Origin of the sequence: Mycobacterium sp. TKK-01-0059, from assembly GCF_000709305.1 — a bacterium.
GTDB lineage: Bacteria > Actinomycetota > Actinomycetes > Mycobacteriales > Mycobacteriaceae > Mycobacterium > Mycobacterium intracellulare.
In genome coordinates this window covers 763,104-776,502 of the sequence record NZ_KL446993.1, presented here as the reverse complement: position 1 = coordinate 776,502, position 13,399 = coordinate 763,104, and the positions used below count along the sequence as shown (strand labels likewise).

The 13,399-nt window shown below is 71.1% G+C and carries 13 protein-coding genes; 11 read left to right on the top strand and 2 right to left on the bottom strand.

Features of this window, described 5'->3' with window-relative positions; genetic code table 11:
- Positions 1 to 190: 190 nt before the first annotated feature.
- Genes K883_RS03915 through K883_RS03905 form a run of 3 tightly spaced genes read left to right on the top strand, consistent with a single transcriptional unit; the run spans position 191 to position 3,230 of the window.
- Complete coding sequence (locus K883_RS03915) at positions 191 to 805, top strand: cutinase family protein (RefSeq protein ID WP_026071215.1); 615 nt, start codon at positions 191 to 193, stop codon at positions 803 to 805.
- 47 nt (positions 806 to 852) lie between these two features.
- On the top strand, positions 853 to 2,055 hold the full coding sequence (locus K883_RS03910; protein WP_008259968.1) for a M20 family metallopeptidase: 1,203 nt from the start codon (positions 853 to 855) through the stop codon (positions 2,053 to 2,055).
- Complete coding sequence (locus tag K883_RS03905) at positions 2,052 to 3,230, top strand: amidohydrolase (protein ID WP_008259966.1); 1,179 nt, start codon at positions 2,052 to 2,054, stop codon at positions 3,228 to 3,230. Before K883_RS03910 ends, K883_RS03905 begins: the two co-directional genes overlap by 4 nt.
- Here the strand turns inward: K883_RS03905 and K883_RS03900 are convergent.
- The gene (locus K883_RS03900; protein ID WP_008259964.1) at positions 3,227 to 4,060 is read right to left on the bottom strand and encodes an alpha/beta hydrolase; all 834 of its coding nucleotides are present in this window, start codon (positions 4,058 to 4,060) and stop codon (positions 3,227 to 3,229) included. The genes K883_RS03905 and K883_RS03900 overlap by 4 nt on opposite strands.
- A gap of 164 nt (positions 4,061 to 4,224) precedes the next feature.
- Positions 4,225 to 4,704, bottom strand: coding sequence for a gamma-glutamylcyclotransferase (locus K883_RS03895; protein WP_008259963.1), 480 nt, complete (start codon positions 4,702 to 4,704; stop codon positions 4,225 to 4,227).
- Positions 4,705 to 4,786: 82 nt separating this feature from the next.
- Here K883_RS03895 and K883_RS03890 point away from each other — a divergent pair, with 82 nt between their 5' ends.
- From K883_RS03890 to K883_RS03855, 8 genes are all read left to right on the top strand, one after another.
- Complete coding sequence (locus K883_RS03890) at positions 4,787 to 6,202, top strand: NAD(P)H-quinone dehydrogenase (RefSeq protein WP_008259962.1); 1,416 nt, start codon at positions 4,787 to 4,789, stop codon at positions 6,200 to 6,202.
- A gap of 59 nt (positions 6,203 to 6,261) precedes the next feature.
- Positions 6,262 to 8,016: a glycerol-3-phosphate dehydrogenase/oxidase gene (locus K883_RS03885; protein WP_008259961.1), complete on the top strand. Its 1,755-nt coding sequence runs from the start codon at positions 6,262 to 6,264 to the stop codon at positions 8,014 to 8,016.
- Positions 8,013 to 8,873: a pseudouridine synthase gene (locus K883_RS03880; RefSeq protein ID WP_036453758.1), complete on the top strand. Its 861-nt coding sequence runs from the start codon at positions 8,013 to 8,015 to the stop codon at positions 8,871 to 8,873. The genes K883_RS03885 and K883_RS03880 overlap by 4 nt, the downstream gene beginning before the upstream one ends.
- A gap of 38 nt (positions 8,874 to 8,911) precedes the next feature.
- Complete coding sequence (locus K883_RS03875) at positions 8,912 to 9,538, top strand: hypothetical protein (RefSeq protein WP_020823435.1); 627 nt, start codon at positions 8,912 to 8,914, stop codon at positions 9,536 to 9,538.
- A gap of 58 nt (positions 9,539 to 9,596) precedes the next feature.
- On the top strand, positions 9,597 to 9,884 hold the full coding sequence (locus K883_RS03870) for a CDGP domain-containing protein (protein WP_020823434.1): 288 nt from the start codon (positions 9,597 to 9,599) through the stop codon (positions 9,882 to 9,884).
- A 50-nt stretch (positions 9,885 to 9,934) separates the two neighbouring features.
- Positions 9,935 to 10,741 (top strand): MBL fold metallo-hydrolase, encoded by an 807-nt coding sequence (locus K883_RS03865; RefSeq protein WP_020823433.1) that lies wholly within the window; start codon positions 9,935 to 9,937, stop codon positions 10,739 to 10,741.
- 227 nt (positions 10,742 to 10,968) lie between these two features.
- A complete protein-coding gene (locus K883_RS03860; protein WP_008259954.1) occupies positions 10,969 to 12,108 on the top strand; it encodes a PPE family protein in 1,140 nt (379 codons plus the stop codon).
- A 142-nt stretch (positions 12,109 to 12,250) separates the two neighbouring features.
- Positions 12,251 to 13,399 carry a PPE family protein gene (locus K883_RS03855; protein ID WP_020823431.1) on the top strand — a complete coding sequence of 383 codons (1,149 nt, stop codon included), beginning with the start codon at positions 12,251 to 12,253 and terminating at the stop codon, positions 13,397 to 13,399.

Here is a 13,399-nt window from a genome sequence, read left to right as displayed (position 1 = left end):
GGCGCGAGTGAGGAGCCGGGCGATCGAACCTGGCCCGGGGACGGCGAGCGCCGTTGAGGCGCGAGTGAGGAGCCGGGCGATCGAACCTGGCCCGGCGACGGTGTCGCCGGTATGTGTCAAGATCTGGCGTATGAGTCTTCGTAGGTGGCCGGTGGTTGGCCCGGTCATTGCAATCGCCGTTGGTGTTGTGCTGTCAGTGGTTTCGGTCACATTCGGCCCGGCGCCGTCGGCCAAGGCGGACTGTCCGAACGTCCAACTGATCTTCGCCCGCGGCACCGCCGAGCCGCCGGGCCTGGGTGTGGTGGGCGACGCGCTGTTCGCCGCCCTGCAGCCCGCGCTGGGGTCGCGCACCGTCGATTCCTATGCGGTGAACTATCCGGCCAGCTACAACTTCCTGACGACCGCCGACGCCGCCAACGACGCACGCGACCACATCGCGGAGATGGTCGACCAGTGCCCGTCCACGCGGCTGGTGCTCGGCGGCTTCTCGCAGGGCGCCGCCGCGATCTCGATGCTCGCCGGGGTGCCGCCCGTCGGCCAGCGCATCGGGAACTTCGGATCGGCGCCCCCGCTGGATCCCGCCCTGGCCAACAAGATCAGGGCCGTCGCGGTGTTCGGCAATCCCGGCAACCGCTTCGACACACCCCTGTCGTCGACGGGCGCGTTCGCCGGCCGCACCATCGACCTGTGCAGCGAAGGTGATCCCGTCTGCGTCGTCGGCGGTCGCGACAGGGATGCGCACCACGACTACTCCGCCCCGCCCTACCCGGGCCAGGCGGCGAGTTTCATCGCCGGGCTGGTGTAGCCCTCAGGGCCTCAGGGCCGTAGGCCGGTGAGTGACATACTGCGAGAGTGCCCACCGCCCCGTTAGACAGCCTGCTGGACAGCGTCGAAGCTGTCGTGCGGCGGCGCGGCGGCGACCTCGTCGAGTTGTCGCACGCCATTCACGCCGAGCCCGAGCTGGCGTTCGCCGAGCACCGCAGCTGCGCCAAGGCGCAGGCACTCGTCGCCGAGCGTGGCTTCGAGATCACCGCCGCCCCCGGTGGTCTGGACACCGCCTTCCGGGCCGACTACGGCAGCGGGCCGCTGACCGTCGGGGTGTGCGCCGAATACGACGCGCTGCCCGAGATCGGGCACGCCTGCGGCCACAACATCATCGCCGCCTCGGCGGTGGGCACCGCGCTGGCGCTTGCCGAGGTCGCCGACGAGCTGGGCCTGCGGGTGGCGCTGCTGGGGACTCCCGCCGAGGAGGCCGGCGGCGGCAAGGCGCTGTTGTTGCGGGCGGGGGTGTTCGATGACATCGCCGCCGCCGTCATGCTCCATCCCGGGCCGACGGATATCGCCGCGGCCCGCTCGCTGGCCCTGTCCGAGGCGACCATCACGTACCGCGGCACGGAATCCCACGCCGCCGTCGCGCCGCACCTCGGGATCAACGCCGCCGACGCCGTGACCGTCGCGCAGGTGGCCGTCGGGCTGCTGCGCCAGCAACTGGCGCCCGGGCAGCTGGTGCACGGGATCGTCACCGACGGCGGGCAGGCGGTCAACGTCATCCCCGGGCGCGCGACGCTTCAGTACGCGATGCGCGCGGTCGAAGCCGACTCGCTCCGGGAACTCGAGGGCAGGATGTACGCCTGCTTCGCCGCGGGCGCGCTGGCCACCGGCTGCGAATACGACATCGACAACCCGGCACCCGCCTACGACGAACTCACCCCCGACCAATGGCTGGCCGACGTCTTTCGCGAGGAGATGCGCCGGCTCGGCCGCGAGCCGGTGGCCCGCGAGTACGAGGCGGCGCTGCCCATGGGCAGCACCGACATGGGCAACGTGACCAAGGCGCTGCCGGGGATCCACCCGGTGATCGGGCTCGACTCCGGCGGGGCCATGGTGCACCAGCGCGGCTTCGCCGAGGCCGCCACCAACCCCAGCGCCGACCGCGCCGTGATCGAGGGCGCGATCATGCTGGCACGCACGGTGGTCCAGCTGGCCCAGACGCCCGCCGAACGCGACCGGGTGATGGCGGCGCACGAACGCAGATGCGGCGGGGAGCGCGCATGAGACTCGCCGACGCCGCCGAATCCTGGCTGGCCTCTCATCACGCAGACCTGGTCGAATGGCGCCGGCACATCCACCGCTACCCCGAGCTGGGCCGCCAGGAGTACGCCACCACCCAGTTCGTCGCCGAGCGGCTGGCCGAAGCGGGGCTCAACCCGAAGGTGTTGCCCGGCGGCACGGGACTGGTCTGCGACATCGGCCCCGAGCACGAGCCCCGGATCGCGCTGCGGGCCGACATGGATGCCTTGCCGATGGCCGAACGTACCGGCGCCCCCTACACGTCGACCATGCCCAACGTCGCGCACGCCTGCGGCCACGACGCGCACACCGCCATCCTGCTGGGCACGGCCCTGGTGCTGGCGTCGGTCCCCGAGCTGCCGATCGGGGTGCGGTTGCTCTTCCAGGCCGCCGAGGAACTCATGCCCGGCGGGGCGATCGACGCCATCGCGGCCGGCGCCATCAGCGGGGTGTCCCGGATCTTCGCGCTGCACTGCGATCCCCGGCTGGAGGTCGGCAAGATCGCGGTCCGGCACGGCCCCATCACCTCGGCCGCCGACCAGATCGAGATCACGCTGTACTCACCCGGCGGCCACACCTCTCGCCCCCACCTGACCGCCGACCTCGTGTACGGGCTGGGCACGCTGATCACCGGCCTGCCCGGGGTGTTGTCGCGGCGCATCGACCCGCGCAACGGCACCGTGCTGGTGTGGGGCGCGGTCAACGCCGGCGTGGCCGCCAACGCCATCCCGCAGACCGGCGTGCTGGCCGGCACCGTGCGCACCGCCAGCCGGCAGACCTGGGTAGGGCTCGAGGAGATCATCCGCGAGACCGTGTCCGGGCTGCTGGCGCCGCTGGCCATCGAGCACACGCTGCAATACCGCCGCGGCGTGCCGCCGGTGGTCAACGAGGACGTGTCGACGCGCATCCTCACCCACGCGATCGAGGCCGTCGGCCCCGACGCGCTGGCCGACACCCGCCAGTCCGGGGGCGGCGAGGACTTCTCCTGGTACCTGGAGGAAATCCCGGGCGCGATGGCGCGGCTGGGGGTGTGGCCGGGGGTGGGGCCGCAGCTGGACCTGCACCAGCCGACGTTCAATCTCGACGAGCGGGCCCTGGCGATCGGGGTGCGGGTGCTGGCCAACATCGTCGAGCAGTCGGCGGCGTTCGGGCGCTCTTAGCGGGTGCCGCCGCGGTTGGTGGCGCGCACGACGTGGCCGGCGATGTGGGCGTACGCGCGGCGCGTGACGTCGCCGGCCTGGCTCATGATGTTGTATCCGTGGTCGACGCCGGCCACCTCGTAGTACTCCGCCAACGCGCCTGCCGCGTCCAGCTTCTCCGCGTACCGGCGGGCTTCGCCACAAAGGCGGTCGTGCTCGGCCGTCACGACCAGCGCCGGCGCGATGCCGGCGATGTCGTCGGCGTTGTTCCCCCAGGCGGGCGAGGCCAGGCGGTCGCGCCGCTGCGCCCGCTCGGGTATGTAGGCGGTGTCGAAGACCTCGCCCATCCACGGCTTCATGATCGCCCGGCGGCCGAGCGTGGACGGCTTGTCGCGGGTGGGCGTGACCAGGTCAAGCGGGGCGTAGTGCAGCACCTGCAGTGCGATGGGCGGGCCGCCGTCCTCCCGCGCGAGCCGGGCCGCCGCGGCGGACAGGTTGCCGCCCGCGCTCTGGCCGCCGACGCACAGCCGCGCGCCGTCCCAGTCGTGCTGCGGGCCGGCGGCCCAGCGCACCACGTCGTAGATCTGGTGCACCGCGGCGGGAAAGCGGTGACGCGGCGCCAGCGCGTAGTCGGGGTTGATCACCACCACGCCCGCGTTGGCGGCCAGGTAGCGGCACCACGGGTCGTCCTGTTCGGGGTGCCCGACCACGAACCCGCCGCCGTGCACGTTGACATAGACGGGCGGGTCGGTGGTGCCGGCCGGCGGGTGATAGACGGTCGCGCGGGTGGGGCCGTGCCGGGTGGGGACGGTGATTTCGCTGGTGCGGCCCGAAACCTCGGGGAAGCGCACGGCGGCCTTGGGGGCCGGGTTGACCGCGGCGGCGAACGCCCGCGCCAGTGCGTCGGCGAGCGGCGGTGCGGACAGGATTGACAGTCGAATTCCTTCCGTGGAAGTACGCGTGCGTTTTCGGTCTGTCTGTCTACACTCCCGATCGCCCAGAGGCGAGTGATTTTTCAGGCGCTGGTGCCCGGGCCGATGTTGCGGGCCGGTCGAGTGCGCAGGCTGTGCACGTAATCGCTTGGCGCACCGGCGATTTCGGCGGCGTCCGCCATGACCCCGAGGTACCGGGCCGACGGAAGTCCGCCCTCCCACGCGTCCAGCACGTACAGCCACGCCAGGACCGGGTCGGTGGTGGTGTCCGACGAGATGCGCTCGACCCGGCAGCGGATCTTCTGGTGGACGCCGAACTCCGAGCCCTCCCAGCGGTCCAGGTTGACCTCGTCGGCCGGTGTCATGTCGTAGAGGACGACGAACACCTTGGAGTCCGGATCCTCGACCACCGTGGCCAGCGCGCCCTCCCAGCCGATGTCCTCGCCGCCGAACGTCAACCGCCACCCGTGCAGCCAGCCCGTTCCGGCCATCGGCGAATGGGGTGCGCGCTTCAGCATCTGTTCGGGGTCCATGTTCGACCCGTACGCGGCGTAGAGCGGCACGGGGAAAGCTTAGACGTCCGAGCTGGCCCGGTCTTCCCCCGAGCGTTGGGCGGCGTGCGCCCGGCTTCGTTAGGTTAGGGCTGTGGCGACGCGCATCGTGATCCTCGGTGGCGGCCCGGCCGGTTACGAAGCCGCGCTGGTGGCCGCCACTTCCCACCCCGACACGACTCACGTCACCGTCATCGAGTCCGAGGGAATCGGCGGGGCCGCCGTCCTGGACGACTGCGTGCCGTCCAAGACGTTCATCGCGTCGACGTGGCTGCGCACCGAGTTGCGCCGCGCGCCGCGGCTGGGTTTCGAGATCGACATCGACGACGCCAAGCTCTCGCTGCGGCAGATCCACTCCCGCGTCAAGCAACTCGCCACCGATCAGTCGGCCGACATCGCCGATCAGCTGCTCGGCGTGGGCGTGCGCGTGGTGGCCGGCCGCGGCGAGCTGATCGACCCCACGCCCGGGCTGGCCCGCCACAACATCAGGGCAACCGCCCGGGACGGCACCACCAGCGAGTACGAGGCCGACGTGGTGCTGATCGCCACCGGCGCCAGCCCGCGGGTGCTGCCGTCGGCCCAGCCCGACGGCGAGCGCATCCTGACCTGGCGCCAGCTCTACGACCTGGAGGCGCTGCCCGAGCACCTGATCGTGGTCGGGTCGGGGGTCACCGGGGCGGAGTTCGTGCACGCCTACACCGAATTGGGTGTGCCGGTGACGGTCGTCGCCAGCCGCGACCGGGTGCTGCCGTATGAGGACGCCGACGCCGCCCGGGTGCTGGAGGCCGCGTTCTCCGAGCGCGGCGTGAAGCTGGTGAAGAACGCCCGCGCCGCGTCGGTCACCCGCACCGGGGACGGCGTGCTGGTCACCCTGGCCGACGGGCGCACCGTGGAGGGCAGCCACGCGCTGATGACCATCGGTTCGGTGCCCAACACCGACGGCCTGGGCCTCGAACGGGTCGGCATCGAGCTGGGCCGCGGCGGCTACCTGACCGTGGACCGGGTGTCGCGGACCTCGGTGTCCGGCATCTACGCCGCCGGCGACTGTACCGGCCTGCTGCCGCTGGCCTCGGTCGCGGCCATGCAGGGCCGCATCGCGATGTATCACGCGCTGGGCGAGGGCGTCAGCCCGATCCGGCTGCGCACGGTGGCGGCGACGGTGTTCACCCGGCCCGAGATCGCCGCGGTCGGGGTGCCGCAGACGATGATCGACGACGGTTCGGTGTCCGCGCGCACGATCATGCTGCCGCTGCGCACCAACGCGCGCGCGAAGATGTCCGGGCTGCGGCAGGGCTTTGTGAAGGTGTTCTGTCGCAAGTCCACCGGTGTGGTGATCGGCGGCGTGGTGGTGGCGCCGATCGCGTCCGAGCTGATCCTGCCGATCGCCGTGGCCGTGCAGAACCGCATCACGGTCAACGAGCTGGCTCAGACGCTGGCCGTGTACCCGTCGCTGTCCGGCTCGATCACGGAGGCGGCGCGGCGGCTGATGGCGCACGACGATCTGGACTAGCGGTTAGCCTTGGTGCAGCACGCCCCTACTGACGAGTAACCCAGTGAGGAGTCCAGGTCGTGACTGATCCCATCCACGCGTCCACCCAGCGAAGCTCGCCGGTGTCCGTGCTGGGTCCGGAACAGCGGCAGGCGGCCTGGGACCGGCTGGGCGCCGAGCAGTTCGACGTGGTGGTGATCGGCGGCGGCGTGGTGGGTTCGGGCTGCGCGCTGGACGCCGCGACCCGCGGGCTCAAGGTGGCGCTGGTGGAAGCGCGCGATTTCGCCTCGGGCACCTCGAGCCGCTCGTCGAAGATGTTCCACGGCGGCCTGCGCTACCTCGAGCAACTGGAGTTCGGCCTGGTCCGCGAGGCGCTCTACGAGCGCGAGCTGTCGCTGACCACGCTGGCGCCGCACCTGGTCAAGCCGATGCCGTTCCTGTTCCCGCTGACCAATCGCGTGTGGGAACGGCCCTACGTCGCCGCCGGCATCTTTCTCTACGACCGGATGGGCGGCGCGAAATCCGTTCCGGCGCAAAAGCATTTGACCCGTGCGGGCGCGTTGCGGTTGAGCCCGGGCCTCAAGCGCAGCTCGTTGATCGGCGGAATCCGTTACTACGACACGGTCGTCGACGACGCCCGGCACACCATGACCGTCGCGCGCACCGCCGCGCATTACGGCGCGGTGGTGCGTACCTCCACCCAGGTCGTCGCCCTGCTGCGCGAGGGCGATCGGGTGACGGGGGTGCGGGTCCGCGACTCCGAGGACGGCGCGGTCACCGAAGTCCGCGGCCACGTGGTGGTCAACGCGACCGGGGTGTGGACCGACGAGATCCAGGCATTGTCCAAGCAGCGCGGGCGATTTCAGGTGCGGGCCTCCAAGGGCGTGCACATCGTGGTGCCGCGCGACCGCATCGTCAGCGACGTCGCGATCATCCTGCGCACCGAGAAGTCGGTGATGTTCGTCATCCCGTGGGGCAGCCACTGGATCATCGGCACCACCGACACCGACTGGAATCTCGACCTGGCCCATCCCGCGGCCACCAAGGCCGACATCGACTACATCCTCACCACGGTCAACACGGTGCTGGCCATCCCGCTGACCCACGCCGACATCGACGGGGTGTACGCCGGGCTGCGGCCGCTGCTGGCCGGGGAGAGCGAGGAAACCTCGAAGCTGTCCCGCGAGCACGCCGTGGCGGTGCCCGCGCCGGGATTGGTGGCCATCGCGGGCGGCAAGTACACCACCTACCGGGTGATGGCCGCGGACGCGATTGACGCTGCGGCCCAATTCATTCCGGCACGGGTGGCGCCGTCGATCACCGAGAAGGTCAGCCTGCTGGGCGCCGACGGCTACTTCGCGCTCATCAACCAGGCCGAGCACGTCGCCGAGCTGCAGGGACTGCATCCCTATCGGGTGCGCCACCTGCTGGACCGCTACGGCTCGCTGATCGGTGACGTGCTGGCGCTGGCGGACGACCGCCCCGACCTGCTCGACCCGATCAAGGAGGCGCCGGGCTACCTGCGGGTCGAGGCGCTCTATGCCGTGACCGCCGAGGGGGCCTTGCATCTGGAGGACGTCCTGGCCCGCCGGATGCGCGTCTCTATCGAATACTCGCACCGCGGTGTGGACTGCGCCCGCGAGGTCGCGGATGTGGTTGCGCCGGTGCTGAATTGGTCCGCGGCGGACATCGACCGCGAGGTCGCCAACTACACCGCCCGGGTGGAGGCCGAGGTGCTGTCCCAGGCCCAGCCCGACGACGTGTCGGCCGACGAATTGCGGGCCAGCGCGCCCGAGGCCCGCGCCGAGATCCTCGAGCCGGTCCCGCTCAAGTGAGGCCCGCCCCGCTTCCCGTGCGCGACGGGCTCGGCCCGGCGCGGGTGCGGCTGCGGGGCGGACCGGTGCTGGCCGAGCTGAGCGCCCGGTTCGGCGCGCCGGCCCGCGCCAAGGTGCTGGCGGGGGAGGTGGTGGGCGCCGACGGTGCGGTGATCGATGCCGCGACCGTGCTGCCCGCCGGGGCCAGCGTCTACCTCTACCGCGAGCTGCCCGACGAGGTGCCGGTGCCGTTCGAGATCCCGGTGCTCTACCGCGACGAGGACATCGTGGTCGTCGACAAGCCCCACTTCGTGGCCACCATGCCGCGGGGACGCCACGTCGCGCAGAGCGCGCTGGTGCGGCTGCGCCGGCAGCTGGAGCTGCCCGAGCTGAGCCCGGCGCACCGGCTGGACCGGCTGACCGCCGGGGTGCTGGTGTTCACCGCGCGCCGCGAAGTGCGCGGCGCGTTCCAGACGCTGTTCTCGCGGGGCCTGGTGGACAAGACGTATCTGGCCCGCGCCGCCGTCGACCCGGCGCTGCGGTTGCCCCGCGTGGTGGAAAGCCGCATCGTCAAGCGCCGGGGCCGGCTGCAGGCGGTCTGCGAGCCGGGAGCGGCCAACGCCGAGACGCTGGTGGAGCTGGTGAGCGCGGACGGCCTCTACCGGCTGACCCCCCGCACCGGGCGTACCCACCAGCTGCGCGTGCACATGGCCTCGCTGGGGATACCGATCGAGGGGGATCCGTTGTACCCCAACGTGATTGACGTTGCGCCCGACGACTTCAGCACACCGCTGCGGTTGTTGGCACGGCGCATCGAGTTCACCGACCCGCGCTCGGGCGTGCGGCGCGAGTTCGTCAGCCGCCGAGCCGAGCCGTGAGCGTTTGATCGCCCCGGGCCCGGGGTACCTCGGGGCCTGTGCGACGACGACTGCGAATTCCGGACCGGGCCAACGACGCAGAGACCGCGTTGCTGCGCTACCTCATGTACGGCTTGCTGCCGGCCTGGTTCATCCCGTCCCTGCTCGATTGGAACCAGCACCGGCGCAGCAGGATTGAGGTCACCTCGGGTACGCGCGAGTCGCTGATCCACCTGCTGATGATGGCCGAGGTCGGCCTGCCGCTCACGATGGTTCTGCTGTGCGAGGTCAACCCCTTGGTGCTGTCGACGATCGCGGCGTCCATCGCCGCGCATGAGGCCACCGCGCTGTGGGACGTCAGCACCGCCGAGGGCAGCGGCCGCGAGGTCACCACCTTCGAGCAGCACGTGCACAGCTTCCTGGAATCCATGCCGATCATGGCGGCCTCGGCGCTGGGTTGCCTGCGCTGGCGTCAGGTCCGCGAGCTGCTCGAGGGTGCGCGGTCGCGGGACGCCTGGCGGCTGCGGTGGAAGCGGAACCGGCTGCCCGGCGGCTACCTCGCCGCGGTCGGCGCCGGGGTCGTCGCCGCGATCGCGGTTCCCTACGGCGAGGAGCTCTACCGCTGCGTCACCAAGACCGACGCACGCTGCGCTGATCCCCACGCGGACCGGGTGCCCAAGCGGTAGCGTCACGAGCAGTCGGCAACGCCGCAGGGCCCCAGGGGCGAGGTGATGGGAGGCGACCATGAAGCGCGGCATCGTGTCGGGATCGGCGGCCCTGCTGATGGCCGCCGGGCTCATCGCCTGGGCACCGCCGGTGAGCGCCGGCTGCCAGTACGGGGGAGGCGTGCTCAGCAAGTGCGACGGGCCCGTCCAGCCCGACGGCACCTGGCAACGCTGCGTGGCCGTCACCCGCCTGATTCCCAACGGCGCCAGTTCCTACCTCGTGCCCGACGGGCACTGCGACGTGATGGGTCCCGACCAGCGCCCGGCGGACCTCGCGTTCGCCGACCCCCCGTCGCACATCGACTGAGGCGGGCAACCCGCGGGCGTGGACCGCCCGGGATCGGGTAGCCCGCGCGTATGGACATCGCCGTCACGTTCGTCGGCAACGCCACCACGCTGATTTCCGTCGGCGGGCTGACGCTGCTGACCGACCCGAATTTCCTGCACCGCGGGCAACGCGCCTACCTCGGCCACGGGCTGGTGTCCAAGCGCCTGAAGGAGCCGGCGTGGAGCATCGACGAGCTTCCGCCGGTCGACGCGATCGTGCTCTCCCACCTGCACGGCGACCATTGGGACCGGGTGTCGCAGCGGGGTCTCGACCACGGCCTGCCCATCGTCACGACGCCGCACGCGGCCAAGCGCCTGCGCCACCGCGGCTTCGCACAGGCGCGCGGCCTGCACACCTGGCAGCAGCACACGATCACCAAGGGCGACACCGCCCTGACGCTCACGTCGCTGCCCGGGCGCCACGCGCCGGGGTGGAGCCGGCGCCTGCTGCCGCCGGTGATGGGCACCATGGTCGAGATCGGCTCCGCCGACGGCGCACCCCGGCGCCGGCTCTACATCTCCGGGGACACCCTGCTGATTGAGGAGCTGAACGAGATCCCGGCCCGGTTCGACCCGATCGACGTCGGCATGCTGCACCTCGGCGGCACCCGGCTGCCGGCCGGCCGGCGGCTTCCGTTCGGGCTGACCGTAACCATGGACGGTCGCCAGGGGGCCGAACTCGTCGCGATGCTGGGTCTGCCGAAGGCCATCCCGGTGCACTTCGACGACTACGCGGTGTTCGCGTCGTCGCTGTCCGACTTCACCCGGCAAATGCAGCGTCGCGGGCTGGGCGACCGGATCGTCACGGTGAACCGCGGCGACTCGGTGACCGTCTGATAGAGGGCCCCCGCTCCCGACCAGCGGCGGGGGCCTAGTCCCCTGCTCGATTAAATGGGAAGAGGAGCGCGTTGCTGGGGGTATAGGGTGTCCTAGCGGCCCGCGGCCGAACTGGGAGGTACCGACCGCAGGTAGCAGGCATCGACGTACAAGAGTTTGGGGCTTTTTCGCGGCCTGGTCAACGGAAATTTGCTGAGGCGTTCTCAGCGTGGGCATTGTGAGACGAGATGGATCTACTAGCACCCCCCGAGGTCACCTCGACGCTCATCCACACCGGGCCCGGAGCGGGCTCGCTGATCGAGGCCGCCGGCGCCTGGCAGCGCCTGGCCGTCGAACTGGAGAATTCCGTCTCCACCTATACCTCCACGTTGACCTCGCTCATCGAATCGTGGGACGGCCCGTCCGCGACGGCCATGCTGCAGTCCGTCCAGCCCTACCTGCTGTGGTTGCGCGAGACCGCGCAGCAGTCCGCGCAGATGGCCACCTCGGCGGAGGCGGCGGCCTCGGCCTTCAGCGCCACTCGGGCCACGGTGGTCCATCCCTCGGTCGTTACCGCCAACCGGACGCGCCTGCGGCAGTTGCTGGCGACCAACCGGTTCGGGACCAACACCGCGGCGATCGCCGAGGCCGAAAACGAGTACCAGACCATGTGGGCGAACAACGCCGCGGCGATGACCCGCTATCAGGCGACGACGTCGCAGGCGACGGGGCAGCTGTCCCGGTTCACCTCGCCGGTTCCCGATACCAATCCGGACGGGACGGCCAACCAAGAGGCGGCGGTGATGAAAGCCGCGAGTGACTCGTTTGGTCCGCAGGTCCAGGACGCGCTCGGCGGCCTCGGCGACAGCGTCACCGGCTTCGACCCCAACGCCAGCTGGTTCGGCTGGGCGAGCACCTGGGGCAACCAGTTCATCTCGTCGGGTTTCCCCATCAACCTGCTCGGTGTGTGGGCGCAGTTGGCGACCGCGCAAGGGGTCGCGTCCGTGGGCGGTGACATCGGCTCGGGCCTGTCGGAGGGCCTGGGACTGACCTCGGCCACCCTGGCCAACGCGATCAAGGGCATCGGCGCGGGAGCGTCGGCGCCGACCGGCGCGCTGGGCGTCGGCGTCTCGCTGGGCAAATTGACCGCGCCCCCCGCCGTGGTGGGCCTGCTGCCGGGCACGCAGACCGGGGTCCAACTCGCGTCCGCGGCGTCCCCGCTGCCCGCCGCGGAATCCGGATTTCCCATGATGCCGATGATGGTGCCGCCGCCGACCGCGTCGGCGGGCACCGGCTGGCGAAAACGCAAACAGCAAAAGTACGAGGACGTTGCCGTGGGCCGAGAGGTCAAAGGCAAAGTGATGCCTCGAAACCCGTCGGCCGGATGACATTGACGGTGGCGCCGCACGACTGCGGGCGCCGATCGCATTCACCGGGTAGGCCGGGTCCGACAGGTCCCTCAGCGGCCACCAGCACCAGCGCACACGCGCGGCGTTCGCCCCACCCACTTCTTCCCCAAGGTAAAGGTTCATGGATTTTGGGATACTGCCGCCCGAGATAATCTCGGCGCTGATCCACTCCGGACCCGGCGCTTGGTCACTTATCGAAGCCGCCGGCTTCTGGCAGGAATTGAGCGCCGAGCTGGAGCAATCGGCGAGTAGTTACACCGCGGAGCTGTCGTGGCTGTCCACGACGTGGCACGGTCCGTCGTCGATGGCGATGGCCCAGGCGCTCGAACCCTATCTCGCCTGGCTGCGCCTCACCGCGCAGCAGTGCCAGCAGACCGCGGCGTCGGTGCAAGTCGTTGCCGCGGCGTTCGAATGGACCCACTGGACGGTGGTTCATCCCTCGCTGGTCGCCGCCAACCGGGCGCGCCTGGCGATGTTGTTGGCCACCAACTTCTTCGGGGTCAATTACCCGGCCATCGCCGAAACCGAGGCCGAGTACCACACCATGTGGGTGAACAACTCCGCGGCCATGTATCGCTACGCCGCGACCTCGGCGGGCGCGGTCAAGCTGCCCCAGTTCTCGCCGCCGCCCCAGGTGACCAACCCGTCGGGGGCCACGGCGCAGGCCACCATGGTGCACGCGGCGACCACGGGAAATTCCGGGGCGCAGCTCCTGGCCGCCGACTCGATCGGCCAAGGGTCAAGCGCCGCAGACGCTTTCGACCCCAACGACGGTTGGTTCGGGTATTGGAGCACCTGGGGGAACCAGACCATCGCGGGTGGGATGCCCGTCAACATCCTGGGCGTGTGCGCGCAATTGGCCACCGCGCACGCGTTTGCGTCGCTGGGGGAGGACATCGGTCCGGGCTTGGCGGACGGCGCCGCGGCGCTGGCGTCGGCGGAGACGCGGCTCGTCGGCGCGATCGGCGCCGCGGGGTCGTCACTGGCGCCCCGGGCGGCGCTGGGCGTGGGAATTTCGCTGGGCCACCTGACCATGCCGCCCGCGACGGTGGGGATGTTGGGGACCTCGCAGGCGCCGGTGCAGCTCGCCTCGGCGGCTTCGCCGCTTCCCCCGGGCGGCGCGGAGCCGCCCATGCTCCCGATGGCCCCGGTGCGCCCCGGCTCGGGTGCGAGCGGCACTCGCCGCCGCAAGGGCCGCGACTACGACGACATCGAGTACGGCGCGGAGCTTCCGGGCACGGTGATGCACCGTCCGCCGTCGGCGGGCTGA